Genomic DNA, 15,661 nt, shown 5'->3' with positions numbered 1-15,661 from the left:
TTCGCAGCTATGGATTTCGCCATGAACATGCGTTCGACCAAGACCATTTGGTGGTGGGCCTGCTGACAGCGGCCTGTTCGAACGCGTGCGCGTGAAAATAGAGGGTGGCCGCAGCGGAATGTCCGGGCGGCCATTTGTTTTTTCAAGCCATTCCCGGGTCCGTTGCCCCAAGAAGCTGATGGAGACGGCAATGACGATGAAGGTTCTGGAAAACGGGGCAGAGAGTTTCGTGACGGCGGGTGGCATCACCATCACCCGCGAACGCCACGACCGGCCCTATGCGGGCGCCATCGACGCTTATGTCGACGGGCTGAATGCGCGCCGGGGCGCCGTGTTTTCCTCGAATTACGAATATCCCGGCCGCTACACGCGCTGGGACACCGCCATCATCGATCCGCCACTGGTGATCTCGGCGCATGGCCGCGCCATGCGCATCGAGGCGCTGAATGGCCGTGGCGAGGCGCTGTTGCCGGTCATCGGCAAGGCGCTCGGCAGCCTGGCCGATGTCACCATCGCCGAGAACTCGAAGAAACTGATCCGCCTCGACGTCGCCAAGCCGGGCCGGGTCTTCACCGAGGAGGAGCGCAGCCGCGTTCCCTCTGTCTTCACAGTGCTGCGCGCCATCACCGCTCTGTTCAAGACCGAGGAAGACGCCAATCTCGGCCTCTACGGCGCCTTCGGCTACGACCTCGCCTTCCAGTTCGACCCGGTCGACTACACGCTCGAGCGCAAGCCAAGCCAGCGTGATCTTGTGTTGTTCCTGCCCGACGAGATCCTCGTCGTCGACCACTATTCGGCCAAGGCCTGGACCGATCGCTACGACTATGCCGGCGACGGGTTTTCGACCGAAGGCCTGCCGCGCGATGAAATCGCCGAGCCGTTCAAAAGCCCCGACCGCATCCCGCCGCGCGGCGACCACGAGCCCGGCGAATACGCCAATCTGGTTCGCAAGGCGATGGATTCGTTCAAGCGCGGCGATCTGTTCGAGGTCGTGCCCGGCCAGATGTTCTATGAGCGCTGCGAGACGCAGCCGTCCGAGATTTCGCGCAAGCTGAAGGCCATCAACCCCTCGCCCTATTCCTTCTTCATCAATCTCGGCGAAGGCGAATATCTGATCGGTGCCTCGCCGGAAATGTTCGTGCGCGTCAACGGCCGCCGCGTCGAGACCTGCCCGATCTCCGGCACCATCAAGCGCGGCGACGACGCCATTTCGGACTCCGAGCAGATCCTGAAGCTGCTCAATTCGAAGAAGGACGAATCCGAGCTCACCATGTGCTCGGACGTCGACCGCAATGACAAGTCGCGGGTCTGCGAACCGGGCTCGGTGCGCGTCATTGGCCGTCGCCAGATCGAGATGTATTCGCGCCTGATCCACACCGTCGATCACATCGAGGGGCGGCTGCGCGAAGGCATGGATGCATTCGACGCCTTCCTGTCGCATGCCTGGGCGGTCACCGTCACCGGCGCGCCGAAACTATGGGCCATGCGCTTCATCGAGCAGAACGAGAAGAGCCCGCGCGCCTGGTATGGCGGCGCGATCGGCATGGTCAATTTCAACGGCGACATGAACACCGGCCTCACCCTGCGCACCATCCGCATCAAGGACGGCATTGCCGAAGTGCGCGCCGGCGCCACATTGCTCTTCGACAGCATTCCCGAGGAAGAAGAAGCCGAAACCGAACTGAAGGCATCCGCCATGCTCTCCGCCATCCGCGACGCCAAGACGGGCAACTCCGCCAGCACAGAGCGCACCACCGCCCGCGTCGGCGACGGCGTCAACATCCTGCTCGTCGACCACGAGGACAGCTTCGTCCACACGCTGGCCAACTATTTCCGTCAGACCGGCGCCAACGTCTCGACCGTGCGCACGCCGGTGCCTGAGGAGGTCTTCGACAGGCTGAAGCCCGACCTTGTCGTGCTGTCGCCCGGCCCCGGCACGCCGAAGGATTTTGATTGCGCCGCCACCATCAGACGAGCCCGCGCCCGTGACCTGCCGATCTTCGGCGTCTGCCTTGGATTGCAGGCGCTGGCCGAAGCCTATGGCGGCGAACTGCGGCAACTGCATGTGCCGATGCACGGCAAGCCGTCGCGCATCCGCGTCTCGAAGCCGGGCATCATCTTCTCCGGCCTGCCCAAGGAAGTCACCGTCGGCCGCTATCACTCGATCTTTGCCGATCCGGTGCGACTGCCCGATGATTTCATCGTCACCGCCGAGACCGAGGACGGCGTCATCATGGCGTTCGAGCACCGCAAGGAGCCGATCGCCGCGGTGCAGTTCCACCCGGAATCGATCATGACGCTCGGCCACAATGCCGGCATGCGCATCATCGAGAACATCGTCGCCCACCTGCCGCGCAAGGCCAAGGAAAAGGCCGCCTGACGAACATGGCCGAAACCGGGAACACGATGGCGATCGCGGCCAAGGCCGCGGCGAAGCGCAAGGTCGCCAACCTTGCCTTCTGGTCGATCATCATTGCCGCCATCGTGCTCGGCCTGAAGCTCGTCGCCTGGTACATCACCGGCTCGGTGGCGCTCTATTCGGATGCCCTGGAATCGATCGTCAACGTCATTGCCTCGATCGCGGCCTTCTGGGCGATCCAGGTCAGCTACAAGCCGGCCGACCAGGACCATCCATTCGGCCACCACAAGGCGGAGTATTTCTCGGCCGTGCTCGAAGGCGTGCTGATCGTGCTCGCGGCACTGCTGATCCTCAACGAGGTCTGGCGCTCCTGGCAAACCCCGGCGCCGCTTGAACAGCCTTGGGAAGGTCTTGCCGTCAACGGCGTCGCCACGGTCATCAATGCCTTCTGGGCGTGGACGCTGATCCGCGCCGGCAGGGCCGAGAAATCGCCGGCGCTGGTTGCCGACGGCAAACACATCATGACCGACGTGGTGACTTCGATCGGTGTGTTCGGCGGCCTGGTCGGGGCGATCCTGACCGGCTGGCAGATCCTCGACCCGGCGCTTGCCGTCCTCGTGGCACTCAACATCCTGTGGCAGGGCTGGCATGTCATCGGCTCGTCGATGAACGGCCTGATGGACCGCGCTGTCGACACGGCAGAGCACATGCACATCCGCGACGTCATCTCGGCCAATTGCAAGGGCGCGCTCGAGGTGCATGACCTCAAGACGCGCATCGCCGGCCGCGCCACCTTCATCGAGTTCCATCTGGTCGTCGATGCCGACATGTCGGTGGGCGCCAGCCATGTCATCTGCGACCGCATCGAGGACGCGCTGAAGGCCGAAATCCCCTCGGTGCGCGTCACCATCCATGTCGAGCCCGACGACGAAGCCAAACTGCCGAAAGGCACGACCGCCGTGCCGTTCGCCTGAGGTCAGCTCACGGCGCGCAGGCCGATTGCGGCATCGGCTGCAGCCGGTAGATCTTGTCGTCGGACTTCGTCTTGCCATCGGCGGCCTTCGAGCACAGGTCGACGATCGCCAGGCTGCTGTTGGGATTGGCCAGCATCATCATGCCGTTGGCGCCGCGCTTGAGAAAAATCTCCTTCTGCGCGATGTCGCAGGAAAAATCGCTCATCTTCGAGCTCGCCGCGCAACGCCACTGGTCGGCCTCGCCCTGGCAGGAATAGGTCTGCGTGACCTTGGCCGATTTCTGCCGCGTCGTGACGGTGACGGCAATGTCGGCGCCATCGGGCCAGTTGGCTGCGTCGCCTCCTGAAGCAAAAGACGCCAGTTCCACCGAGCCGCGGAAAACCCGGATCGACTGCGTCAACTGGTCGGGGTGGGAAGCCATATGCGCTGCATCGTAGTCGCGTCCATAGCAGAAGGCCTGGTCCGGCTTCAGCCGTTCGCGCAGCGGCGGCCCGAGCGCCGGGTCGATCGGATCGATGCGCGCGAACTCCGCCTTGCAGGTCGCTGCCGGCATCGGGTCGAGGCGGAAATTGTCATCCTCCTTGCCCAGCGCCTGCCTGTCATATTCCGCCGCGCCGAGTTCCTCTTCCGATCCGGCATCGAGATAGAGATCTGGCTGTACGTCGGTGAGGATCAGGCGTCCTTTGTCATCGACTTTCAGTGACGCCAGGGTGCGGTCGCAATCCATGCCGCAATGGATCGGGCCTGTCTTGCCGTCCTCCGACTCGTGGTTGCACCAGCCGCCGGCCCATTCCGGTGCCTTGGCGCCGCGCACGGTGGTGGCGACGAAGGCATTGTAGGACGAGTCGGAATTCGCGGCCGGCTCCTCATTCGGCCGGCTGACAGGATCATGGCCGTAGTAGAAGAAGATCCGCGCCACCTTCTGCTTCGGATGTGCCTTGAGGTGCGCGGCGTCATAGACGCGGCCGAAACAGGCGTCGGCGCCGTTAGGGCTGAGTTCGGTGAGCTTGAGCGCATCATCGGCTCCGGCCTTGCCAGCCAGCAGACCGAGCAGTGCAACACCCCAGGCGACGCGCGCCAATACCTTGCCTAACGCCATGTGACCCTCCTCCGCATCGACAGGACGCGACGTCAATTTATGCTAGTATTGCGGCCGGAGCCACGCATTTTGCGGTGAGCCGCCAAGCGGAGGAGGATGCGATGCGCCGGCGCGATATGTTCCGCACGGTTCTTGCCGGAACCGGAACGCTTTTTGGCCTGCGGATGGTGCAGGCAGCCGCGACGGAGCCCGCCAGGCTGAAGGTCGCCTACCACCTCAGCGATCTCGACAAGGTCAATTTCGTGCTCGGCAACATCAAGAACCACTATGATGGCACCGGCGGCAATATCGACATCGTGCTGGTCGTGCATGGTCCAGCCCTCGCCGCCTTCAAGTCGAAAGGCATTTCGGCCGCGATTTCCGGCCGCTTCGCCAGCCTCGTGCAGCAGGGGCTCAACCCGCATGCCTGCGCCAACACCATGCAAGGCATGGATGTTTCGCTGACCGACCTGCTCGACGGTTTCCATGCCGCCGACAAGGGTGGCGTCGTCAAACTCGCCGAACTGCAAGGCCAGGGCTACGCCTATCTGCGCCCGTAAGGCTTGAACATCCGGGTGGCAACGGCTTACGAAGGACGGGCGGACATCCGGAGGAACAGCAGTGCCAGCCACCACCTCACTCAACATTCCCGATCTCGCCGGCAAGGCGGTGCTGGTCACCGGTGCATCGACCGGCATCGGGGCGGCCCTGGCATCGGCCTACGCCGCGCAGAAATGCAAAGTGGCGCTGCACTACAATTCGAGCCGCGACGCCGCCGAGAAGCTGGCCAAGACCATTGCCGACGCAGGCGGCGAGGTATTCCTTGTCCAGGGGGATTTCTCCGTTCCCGCCGATGTCGAACGCGTCGTCGAGGACAGCGCGCAGCATTTCGGCCGTCTCGATGGGCTGGTCAACAATGCCGGCGGCATGCTTGGCCGCGTGCCCTATGCCGAGCAGACCGAGGCGCATTACGACGCGGTGATGGACCTCAATGCGCGTTCGGTGCTGACCGGCTCGCGCAAGGCGATCCCGTGGCTCAAGAAACAGGGCGGCTTCATCGTCAACACCTCGTCGATCGCCGCGCGCAACGGCGCCGGCGGCGGCGCTGGCCTGTACGGTTCGGCCAAGGCCTTCGTCTCCAACGTGACCCGCGGCATGGCCAAGGAGCTGATCGGCTTCGGCATCCGCGTCAACGCGGTGGCGCCGGGCACAATCCTGACGCCGTTCCACGAGCGCTATTCGACCGACGAGCAGATGAAGGGCATGGTCGCCACCATTCCACAGGGACGTGCCGGCACCGCGCAGGATTGCGTTGGCGCCTATCTGTTCCTCTCTTCCGATCTCCTGAGCGGCTACATCACCGGCCAGGTGATCGAGGTGAATGGCGGCCAGTTGATGCCTTGAGCGGCTATCTGCATACTGGCGATCTGCATACTCTTGTCGAAGACTTCAAAGGGAGACAAAGGAATGTACGGACTGATCGGCAAGATGCGGGCGTCGCGCGGCCAGCGCGACGCGGTCATGGACGTCCTGCGCGCCAGCACCGGCGCCCTGCCGGGTTGCCTGAGCTATATCATCGCGCGCGATCCCGCGGATGCCGATGCGATCTGGGTCACCGAGGTGTGGACCGACGCCGAAAGCCACAAGGCCTCGCTGCAGCTTCCCGAAGTCCAGGCGGCGATCGCCAAGGCGCGGCCGTTCATCGCCGGCTTTGAATTCCAGGTCGAGACCCACCCTGTCGGCGGCTTCGGCCTGGCCGATGGCAAGACCGGCTGAGGGCAGGCATCCTTTTTCGGCGCAGCGGGGTTCGCATCGCCCCGCTTCGGGTCTAAGAGCGAACCATGGATTCCTCGGCCGAGCCGCCACCCCCGGATCTGCCCACCATTGAGCGCATGGCGCGGATGCGCAAGCTCTGGCAATGGCTGGCGATCCTTACCGTCTCCGCCCTGTTTGCCGGCGCGCTGGAACTCGCCGCCCTGCCCGCGGCGCTGCTGATCGGCCCGATGCTCGCGGCCATCGTCGCCGGCACCAATGGCGCCACGGTGCGGGTGCCACGTCTTCTGTTCGGCGCCGCCCAGGCGATTGTCGGCTGCCTCGTCGCCAGCTCGATCTCGGCCGATATCTTTCCGGTCTTCTACCAGGAGTGGCCGCTGTTTCTCGGCGTCGTTGTGGCCACAGTGACGGCCTCCAGCCTGCTCGGCTGGCTGATCAGCCGCTGGCGCATCCTGCCCGGCACCACCGCCGTCTGGGGCTCGTCGCCGGGTGCCGCCACCGCCATGGTGCTGATGGCCGGTGCCTTCGGCGCCGACCAGCGCCTCGTCGCCTTCATGCAATACCTGCGCGTCATCTTCGTTTCGATGACGGCGGCCCTGGTGGCAAAGATGTGGGTCGACACGTCGGGCGTCGAAATCCCGCCCATCATCTGGTTTCCGCCGATCGATCCACAAGCCCTCGCCGCCACCATCGGGGTAGCGCTTGTCGGCGGCCTCCTGGGAAAGCTGCTCAGGCTGCCCTCGCCGTTCTTCCTTGGCACCTTCATCTTCGGCACCGTCATCCATCTCGGCCTTGGCGTGGAAATGCAATTGCCGCCATGGCTGCTGGCGGTGAGCTACGCGATGGTCGGCTGGTCGATCGGCCTGAATTTCACCCGGCCGATCCTGCGCCATGCGACGCGCGCCTTGCCGCAGATCATTGCGTCGATCGTGGCGCTGATCGCCTTTTGCGGCGGCCTTGCCTTCATGATCAGCCATCTGCTCGGCATCGACCCGCTGACCGCCTATCTGGCGACAAGCCCCGGTGGCATGGACAGCATCGCCATCATCGCCGCTGCCGCCCAGAACGTCGACATCTCCTTCGTCATGGCGTTGCAATCGGCGCGCTTCCTGATCGTGCTGCTGATCGGGCCAAGCGTCGCGCGGCTGGTGGCCAGAAGCGTCAGGCAATAGGCAAAGCCGCCTCCCCTGAGCCCACAACCCGACTGTCATTCGACGACCCGGTTGGTCGAATCCCCGTCAGCGGTGCCGCTGTGCAAGAACCCAGCGACAGCTTGGGTAGCAGCGGCAAAAAATACTTGACTAACACACTCATATTTGAGAGCGCGGGAGCGCAATCCTGCATGAGACAGTGGAGACGAGTTGATGCGAACGCGGCCGACGACATGGCGCCTGGGTATATCATTGCTGGGTGGCGCGGCGATGCTCGCCCAACCCGGCGCAGCACTCGCCCAGGACAGCGAGACCGCCCCCGTCCTTGGCAAGATCGAGGTGACCGCGCAGAGCAACGAGATCCTGGTCCAGGATGGTTACGTCGCCAAGAAGGATCGCATCGGCACCAAGATCGATACGCCGATTGCCAGGATTCCGCAGGCCATTTCGGTGGTGACGCAGAAGCAGATCGAGGATCAGAAGCCGCGCACGTTGAACGAAACGCTCGGCTACACGGCCAGCGCCAATCCCAACAGCTTCGGCTTCGACACCCGCTACGACGCGTTCTTCCTGCGCGGCTTCCAAGCCTTCTACAACGGCATGTTCCGCGACGGGCTGCGCCAGTACAACGGCCCCTCGGCCTGGTTCAAGACCGAGCCCTACGGCATCGAGGGCGTCACCGTCCTGAAGGGGCCGGCATCGTCGCTGTACGGCGTCAGCGGCCCGGGTGGCATCGTCAATGTCGTCACCAAGCGTCCCAAGGATGAGCCCTTCCGCGAAATCGAACTGCTCGCCGGCGAGCACAACCGGTTTCAAGCCGCGCTTGACGCTTCCGGACCGGTGACCGAGGACGGCAGCATCCTCTATCGCTTCACCAGCCTCGGCCGCAAAAGCGAGACCGAATTGCCTGCCTATCCCGACGACAAGATCTATCTGGCGCCGGCTGTCACCTTCAAGCCGGACGAGGATACGAAGCTGACAATCCTCGGCGAATATTCGAAATCGGTAACCGGCGGCACGGCGGCCTTCTACAATTCGAGCTATGGCGTGCTGTCCAACGTCTATGAGGGCGATCCCGCCTGGAACGATTTCACCCAGAGTCAGGGCCGTATCGGCTACGAGTTCGAGCACCGTTTCAACGACCTGCTGACGGTGCGGCAGAACCTGCGCTACAACGCCGTCGACAGCGACATCGAGTACAGCGGCCATTACTCGATCGGCGCCGACCAGCCACTGCAGCGCTACTGGGGCCACTACACCGAGGCGATGAGGAACTTCGTCGTCGACAACATGGCGCAGTTCGAGTTCGACACCGGCCCGATCAAGCACACCGCTGTCGGCGGCATCGACTATGCCTGGTCGGACTATGATGCCGGCAGCGGTCTGTCCTATGTCTCGGTCGACGACATCAAGGCGGCAGCTGTTCCCCATTCCGGCGGACAGCAGATGAACCAGCTCGGCGTCTACCTGCACGACCAGATGGAGTGGAACGACTTCACCCTGTTCACCAGCGGTCGCTACGACTGGGTCGACACGACCTCCACCGCCGCCGACTTCAGCACATCCAGGCAGAAGGACAGCGCCTTTTCCGGCCGGGTCGGCCTGTCCTATCAGACCGAATGGGGCATCACGCCCTATGTCAACTATTCGACCTCGTTCTCGCCGAACATCGGCTTCGTCTATGACGACGTCGCCAGCACCGTCGGCCGCGTCGCTCGACCGACCATCGCCACGCAGAAGGAGATCGGCGTCAAATACGAGATGTCAGAACATAATGCCACCGTCAGCGCCGCGCTGTTCGACATCGACCAGAAGGACGGCGTCGTCTTCGACGCCTCGACCGGCATCAACAAGCAGCGCCAGCTCGACCTGAATTCGCGCGGCGTCGAACTGGAAGCCAATGCCTCGCTCGACAACGGCTTCAGCTTCATCGCCTCCTACACTTATCTGCGCGTCAGGATCGAGCGGGGCGCCGAGGAAACCGCAGGAAAGGAGCTGTCGGCGACCCCAAATCATATCCTGTCGCTGTGGGGCCACCACCAGTTCGAGAACGGCACGCTGGAAGGCCTGGGGCTCGGCGCGGGCGTCCGCGTCGCCGGCTCGAGCTATGGCAACGACACCAACACCTTCAAGAACGACGCACGCGCCTTCGTCGACGCTTCGCTCTCCTACGATTTCGGCACCCGCAATCCGAAGCTCGAAGGCGTCAAGCTGCAGCTCAACGCCAAGAACCTGTTCGACAACCGGCAGACCATCTGCTCTGCCGGCTATTGCTACCGCGACGAGGGCCGCTCGCTGTTCGCCAGCCTGCGCTATCGCTTCTGAAGGAAGGCTGGAGCCGGTTTCCATCCCGATGGACTCGGGATGGGGCTCTATCTTATTGTTTGAGCCTGATCTTTTCCGAAAACTGGACTCCCCTTTTCGGGATCGTGCTTTTAGCTCGCCCTCGGATGGTGACAGGCGACGAAGTGGTTCTTGTCGACGAGCGAAAGCACGGGGCGTTCGTGGCGGCACACCGAAGTCGCCGCCACGCAGCGTGTATGGAAACGGCAGCCTGACGGCGGATCGAGCGGGCTCGGCAAATCGCCCTTGAGCATGATCCGCTGGGCCGGCCGGTTGTCGACGTCGGGAACCGGCACCGCCGAGCGAAGCGCCATGGTGTAGTGATGTCGCGGCGCCGAAAAGACGGCGTCGACCGGTCCGGTTTCGACGATCGAGCCCATATACATCACCGCCACTCGCGACGAGAACTGCCTGACCACCGAGAGGTCGTGGGCAATGAACACATAGGTCAGGTTGAACTCGTCGCGCAGATCGGAAAGCAGGTTGATGATCTGCGCCTGGATCGATACGTCCAGCGCCGATACCGGTTCGTCGGCAACGATCAACCGCGGCCGCAGCGCCAGGGCGCGCGCGATGCCGATGCGCTGGCGCTGTCCACCCGAGAATTCATGCGGAAAACGCTGGGCATGATCGGGAAGCAGTTCGACGCGGACCAGCAGATCCTCGACGCGATCCGCCATTTCCGATCGCGACAGCTTTTCGTGCACGCGGAACGGGTCCGCCAGGAGATCGCCGACGCGGCGGCGTGGGTTGAGCGAGGCGGCGGGATCCTGGAACACCATCTGCATCTGGCGGCGTATCGGCCGGAGCTGCCGTTGCGAGGCCCTGGTGATGTCCCGGCCCTCGAATTCCAGCGACCCGGAGGTGATTTCGGTGAGCCGGACCAGGCAGCGTCCCAGCGTCGATTTTCCGCACCCCGACTCGCCGACGATGCCGAGCGTCTCGCCCGGGAAGATGTCGAGCGAGATCTGCTCCACGGCATGGACGATCCGCCGTTGGAAGGGTGAGCGCCCCACCGGATAGTGTTTCGATAGATCGTTGGTCCGCACCAGCGGTTGGGGCCTGGTCTCGGTCATGCCGGCACGGCCCTGGCGGCAAGCGTCCGGCGCAGATCCTGACGGCTATCCTGCGGAAGAAAACAAGCCGAGCGGTGTCCTGCCACGCCGCCAAGCGAAGGCTGCTCGGCACAGGCCTCGTGCCGGAACGTGCAGCGCGGTCCGAAGGCGCAGCCCTGCGGCATCTGGCTAAGTTTCGGCGGACTGCCGGGGATGGCTGTCAGCCGCGCGGGACGCGGACCGTGCATCGGCGGAATCGAGCCGAACAGGCCCCATGCATAGGGGTGAAGCGGTTCGCGGAAAAGCTGGCCCTTGCCGCCCTCCTCGACAACGCGCCCGGCATACATCACCAGCACGCGATCGGCGACTTCGGCGACCACGCCGAGGTCATGGGTGACCAGGATCACGGCGGATCCGAAATCATCGCGCAATCGAGCGATCAGCTCCAGGATCTGCGCCTGCACCGTCACGTCGAGCGCCGTCGTCGGCTCATCGGCGATCAGCAGCGCCGGATTGCAGGACAGCGCCATGGCGATCACGGCGCGCTGGCGCATGCCGCCGGACAGCTGGTGCGGGTAGCGGTCGACGGCACTGTCGGGGTTCGGCAATCCAACCGCGTCGAGCAAGTCCACCGCCCGCTTGCGCCCGGCGGTGCGCGAAACCCGCTCGTGCGCGCAGATCTGCTCGATGATCTGGTCGCCGATCGTATGAACCGGCGTCAGAGCCGTCATCGGATCCTGGAAGATCATCGCGATCTGCCGGCCGCGAATGGCGTCGAGCGCACGGCGCTTGAGCCCCAGCAACTCCTGGCCGAGAAAACGCACCGACCCGGTGACGACGGCATTAGGACTGCTGATCAGCCCCAGGATGGCAAGAAGGGTCTGGCTCTTGCCCGAGCCGCTTTCACCGACGACACCGATGATCTCGCGCGGCGCGAGCGAAAACGAGACGCCGCTGACGGCAGGCACCACGCCACCCTCCGTGCGGAATGAGACGCAAAGGTTCTCGACGACCAGCAGCGGCCTGTCAGTGGGCGTCTTGTCAGTGGGCATCTCTAACCCTTGGATCGATGAAGACAAAGGCGACGTCGACGATGAAATTGGCCATGACCACGAAGAACGAGGCATAGATGACTGTCGCCAGGATCATCGGCAGATCGAGCGTCTGCAAGGCCCCGTAGGTGAGCTTGCCGACCCCTTGCAGGCCGAAGACCACCTCCGTCAGCAAGGCACCGCCGCCGACCAGGGCGCCGAAATCAAGCCCGAACATAGTGACGAAGGCGACGAGCGAGGTTCTGAGCCCGTGATGCAGCAGCACCCGCCGCTCGCCGATGCCCTTGGCGCGCGCGGTTCGGATGAAATCCTCCTGCATGGTCTCGATGATCGAGGCCCGCAGCACGCGGCCGTAAAGTCCGATGTAGAGCGTGGCGAGCGTGAACCAGGGAATGACCAGCGCCTTGAACCAGCCCCAGGGATCTTCGGTAAAGGGGATATAGCCGAGCGGCGGCACCCACGAGAACAGCCAGCTGTCGTGCCAGCGGCTCTGTGTGACCAGATTGGCGACTTCGCCCAGCCAGAAGACCGGGATCGATACGCCGATCAGGCTGAGGATCATCAGCGTCCGGTCGAGCCAAGTGCCGCGCGTCGCCCCGGCGACCACGCCGACGATCAACCCGCCGAGAACCCAGAACACAGCAGCGCCGAACACCAGCGACAAGGTGACCGGGATCGCCTCGAGCACCGTGGGAACGACCTTCTGGCCGCGATTGACGAAGGAGGTCAGGTCACGGCTGATGAACAGCCGCTTCATCATCAGCGCATATTGGACCGGCAGCGGCCGGTCGAGCCCGAAATCGTGCCGCACCTGGACCAGCGTCTCCTGCGAGGCGTTGCGCCCGGCAATACGCGCCGACGGGTCGGCGCCAGGGGTGGCGAAAAAGATCAGGAAGGCAACGACGCTGATGCCGAACATCACCAGCACCATCTGGCCGAGTCTGGAAACGAGCGCCGTCAGCATCAGGCGACCCTGATCGAGGATTTCGGGTCGAGTGCGTCGCGCACCCCGTCGCCCAATATGTTCAGCGCCAGTACTGAGATGACGATTGCCAGCCCCGGCGCCAGCGCGACGATCGGGCGCGAATAGAGAAGCCCCTGGCCGTCCTGGATGATGGTGCCCCAGCTGGCGTCGGGCGGCTGCACGCCTATGGACAGGAAGGACAGTGAGGATTCCGTCATCATGTTCAGCGCCAGGATGAGCGGCACGAAGACGATCACCCGGGTGATCACATTGGGTAGGATGTCATACAACAGGATGCGCCAGGGCGACGCGCCGATGCCGATCGCCGCCGTGACGAACTCGGCCTGCATCAGCGACAGGACATGGCCACGGATGGGCCTGGCGACATAGGGGACGTAGACGATGCCGATGATGAAGATCGGCAGCCAGAGACTGCCGGAGCGGATTTCGATCGGCCCGATGGTGATGCTCTGCGTGATCAGCACGATCGATAGAGAAATCGCCAGCAGGAAGATGGGAAACGCCCATAGCACGTCGAGAATGCGCGACAGCAAGGTATCGACCAGCCCGCCGAAGAAGCCGGAGACGACACCGAGCATTGTCGCCAGGCCAAGACATATCAGCGCCGCGGCGCCGGCGATCAGCAGCGAATTGCGTCCGCCGTAGAGCAGGCGCGCGGCGACATCGCGGCCCTGATTGTCTGCGCCCAGCATATAGGGCCCGAAATCCCAGGTCGGTCCGAGCGGTGTGAACCCCAGGCCAAGGCCTTCGGTCGAAGGCTCCAGCACCTGCCTGGTTTCGCCGTTTATGACGATCTCGCCATTGAGATTGGTGGCGAAAGGATCGGTCCGCGCCACATGGCGGGCGTAAAGGGGGGCTGCCAGGCAAGCAGCGGTGATCAGCACCAGCACACCGAACGCCATGATGGCTGCTCGATCGGCCTTGAGCTTGCGCCAGGCGGTACGCCATGGCCCCTCGGCGCCCCGGCGGTTCCGAACCAGCGCTTGCCCGACACTCGTATTGTCCATGATGGATATGAATTTCAGATCGGCGGGAAAAGCAACCGCGGCGGAAGATTGCGCATCGTTCCGCCGCGGATCGGACTGGGCCTGATCACTCAACCCCCGATCACTCGACCCATGACTGGCTCATGATCCAGTAGAATTGCGGGCTGAAGACGAAATTCTTCAGCCGCGGTGAGATCAGGTCGACGCGCTTGGGTGTGAAGAGCACGGCCACCGGCGCTGCGTCGGTCACCGCCTTGTCGACGGCAGTCCACAGCTGCGCACCCTTGGCCGGGTCGGCGATCGTGGCGGTCTGCGCCTCGCTCATCTTCTGGTCGATCGACTTGTCGCAGAAGCCGGAGATGTTGACCGAGGCGTCCGAGCCGGGGGTAAACGAGGCGCAGCTGAACAGCACCTGCAGGAAATCCGAAGGCGCGGGATAGTCCTGGAACCACTGCGAGATGGAGATCTGCACCTTGTTGTTGGTGTTCTGGATGTAGGTGAACTGGATGTTCTGGGAGATCGGCTTGACCGAGGTCTTGTAGCCCAGGCCGTTCAGCACATCCTGCAGATACACGCCGATCGATTTCGACACTTCGGTGTCCTCGGTGATGATCGTCACCTCCTGGCCGGCCGTGCCGGAGGCGGCGACCAGCGCCTTGGCTTTCTCCAGGTCAGGTGCGGACCATTTCTCGCCGGGATTGGCAGAGAATGGGCAATAGGGCGCGTAGGACGGGAAATCCGGCGGCAGGATCTGGCAGGACGGCTGCGCCAGATTGCTGCCACCGAACAGCTTGACGATCGCCGCGCGGTCGATGGCGTAGTTGACGGCCTGCCGCACGCGGATGTCGTTGAAGGGCGCCAGATTGGTGTTCATCGGCGCGTACCACATCGCGGTCAGCGGATGCAGGGATACCTGTTTGGCGTATTTGGTGCCCAGTTCCGCCAACCGGTCCGCTGGTGGCGGATCGAACATCCAGTCGGCCTGGCCGTTCTCCACGGCAGTGACCGCCGCCTCGTCCGTGAGACCGAAGCCATAGTCTATCTCGTCGGGATACCCGGCCGGCTGCGCCTCCTTGCTCCATTCCTTGAAGTGCGGATTGCGCACCATCTTGAGCAGGCTGTTGGGATCGTAGCTGGCGATCATGTAGGGCCCGGTGCCGGGAATGGGCACGGTCCCCGAATCCTTGAGAGGCGCCTCGGTGGGCAGGATCGCCGCATGCGGGATCGAGATCTTCTGCAGGAAGTCGGGATCTGGCGCCACCAGGTTGAAGGTGACGGTGCTTGCCGCCTCATCGGCAACGACGCCGCCCTCGAGCGTGCAGGTCGCCGGCGTCTTGAGGCATAGGTCGGCGCCGACGATGCCGTTGTAGAGCGTGCCCGTCGTCGGACCGCTGATCTTGAACATGCGCTGGAACGAGGCCACGACATCGGCCGTCGTCAGGTCCGACCCGTCAGAGAACTTGATGCCCTTGCGCAGCTTGAAGACGTATTTCTTGCCGCCGTCTTCCGGCTTGGGCAGGCTTTCGGCAAGGTCTGCCACCACCTCGAAACCGGTCTTGTCGCCGGTCTTGCGGAAGGTCACCAGCCCGTCATAGAGGATGTAGTTGATCTGGAAATATTGCAGCGTGTAGTTGATGTGCGGATCGATCGTGCCGGCTGCGGCATTGGCGAGAAGCTTGAGCGTTCCGCCGACCTTGCCTTCCTGTGCTACTGCACCGGTGATGGGCGCCATCAGCATGAGGCCAGCCAGGCCGGCACCGGCCATCATTGCGCTAAAAACCTTCCGGGATCGCATCGTCTTGCTCCTCTAGGGAAAGTGGGTGATCCGCAACGTGCGCCAGGCACACGCCGGACCGTGATCCATCGCACACAGCCTATGGCGCTCGAAACCCGCCGGGATAGCTG

At 63.7% G+C, this 15,661-nt stretch carries 13 protein-coding genes; 7 read left to right on the top strand and 6 right to left on the bottom strand.

Annotated elements, in window-relative coordinates:
- Positions 1 to 190 precede the first annotated feature (190 nt).
- Positions 191 to 2,380: an anthranilate synthase gene (locus tag AC1D10_RS07335; RefSeq protein ID WP_477270150.1), complete on the top strand. Its 2,190-nt coding sequence runs from the start codon at positions 191 to 193 to the stop codon at positions 2,378 to 2,380.
- Positions 2,381 to 2,385: 5 nt separating this feature from the next.
- On the top strand, positions 2,386 to 3,333 hold the full coding sequence (locus AC1D10_RS07330) for a cation diffusion facilitator family transporter (protein ID WP_379102091.1): 948 nt from the start codon (positions 2,386 to 2,388) through the stop codon (positions 3,331 to 3,333).
- 7 nt (positions 3,334 to 3,340) lie between these two features.
- On the opposite strand, the gene AC1D10_RS07325 is transcribed toward AC1D10_RS07330, so the two are convergent.
- Entirely contained in the window at positions 3,341 to 4,432 is a 1,092-nt protein-coding gene (locus AC1D10_RS07325; RefSeq protein WP_477270147.1) for a hypothetical protein, read from the bottom strand.
- A gap of 101 nt (positions 4,433 to 4,533) precedes the next feature.
- On the opposite strand from AC1D10_RS07325, the gene AC1D10_RS07320 reads away from it, so the two are divergent.
- From AC1D10_RS07320 to AC1D10_RS07300, 5 genes are all read left to right on the top strand, one after another.
- Positions 4,534 to 4,971, top strand: a complete 438-nt coding sequence (locus AC1D10_RS07320) for a DsrE family protein (RefSeq protein WP_477270145.1) — start codon at positions 4,534 to 4,536, stop codon at positions 4,969 to 4,971.
- 61 nt (positions 4,972 to 5,032) lie between these two features.
- On the top strand, positions 5,033 to 5,815 hold the full coding sequence (locus AC1D10_RS07315) for an SDR family NAD(P)-dependent oxidoreductase (protein ID WP_477270143.1): 783 nt from the start codon (positions 5,033 to 5,035) through the stop codon (positions 5,813 to 5,815).
- A 63-nt stretch (positions 5,816 to 5,878) separates the two neighbouring features.
- Positions 5,879 to 6,187, top strand: a complete 309-nt coding sequence (locus tag AC1D10_RS07310; RefSeq protein WP_183462547.1) for a putative quinol monooxygenase — start codon at positions 5,879 to 5,881, stop codon at positions 6,185 to 6,187.
- 65 nt (positions 6,188 to 6,252) lie between these two features.
- A complete protein-coding gene (locus tag AC1D10_RS07305) occupies positions 6,253 to 7,356 on the top strand; it encodes an AbrB family transcriptional regulator (RefSeq protein ID WP_477270140.1) in 1,104 nt (367 codons plus the stop codon).
- A 192-nt stretch (positions 7,357 to 7,548) separates the two neighbouring features.
- The gene (locus AC1D10_RS07300) at positions 7,549 to 9,660 is read left to right on the top strand and encodes a TonB-dependent siderophore receptor (RefSeq protein ID WP_477270138.1); all 2,112 of its coding nucleotides are present in this window, start codon (positions 7,549 to 7,551) and stop codon (positions 9,658 to 9,660) included.
- Positions 9,661 to 9,770: 110 nt separating this feature from the next.
- On the opposite strand, the gene AC1D10_RS07295 is transcribed toward AC1D10_RS07300, so the two are convergent.
- From AC1D10_RS07295 to AC1D10_RS07275, 5 genes are all read right to left on the bottom strand, one after another.
- Complete coding sequence (locus tag AC1D10_RS07295; RefSeq protein ID WP_477270136.1) at positions 9,771 to 10,754, bottom strand: ABC transporter ATP-binding protein; 984 nt, start codon at positions 10,752 to 10,754, stop codon at positions 9,771 to 9,773.
- Positions 10,751 to 11,785, bottom strand: a complete 1,035-nt coding sequence (locus tag AC1D10_RS07290; RefSeq protein ID WP_477270134.1) for an ABC transporter ATP-binding protein — start codon at positions 11,783 to 11,785, stop codon at positions 10,751 to 10,753. The genes AC1D10_RS07295 and AC1D10_RS07290 overlap by 4 nt, the downstream gene beginning before the upstream one ends.
- Positions 11,775 to 12,749, bottom strand: a complete 975-nt coding sequence (locus AC1D10_RS07285) for an ABC transporter permease (RefSeq protein ID WP_477270132.1) — start codon at positions 12,747 to 12,749, stop codon at positions 11,775 to 11,777. The genes AC1D10_RS07290 and AC1D10_RS07285 overlap by 11 nt, the downstream gene beginning before the upstream one ends.
- Positions 12,749 to 13,777, bottom strand: a complete 1,029-nt coding sequence (locus AC1D10_RS07280) for an ABC transporter permease (protein WP_477270130.1) — start codon at positions 13,775 to 13,777, stop codon at positions 12,749 to 12,751. The genes AC1D10_RS07285 and AC1D10_RS07280 overlap by 1 nt, the downstream gene beginning before the upstream one ends.
- A gap of 100 nt (positions 13,778 to 13,877) precedes the next feature.
- Complete coding sequence (locus tag AC1D10_RS07275; RefSeq protein WP_477270128.1) at positions 13,878 to 15,551, bottom strand: ABC transporter substrate-binding protein; 1,674 nt, start codon at positions 15,549 to 15,551, stop codon at positions 13,878 to 13,880.
- Between the last annotated feature and the right edge of the window lie 110 nt (positions 15,552 to 15,661).

The organism is Mesorhizobium sp. P2_A8, from assembly GCF_056404935.1.
The sequence above is the reverse complement of the archived record's forward strand: the minus strand, read 5'-3'. Positions and strand labels throughout refer to the sequence as shown.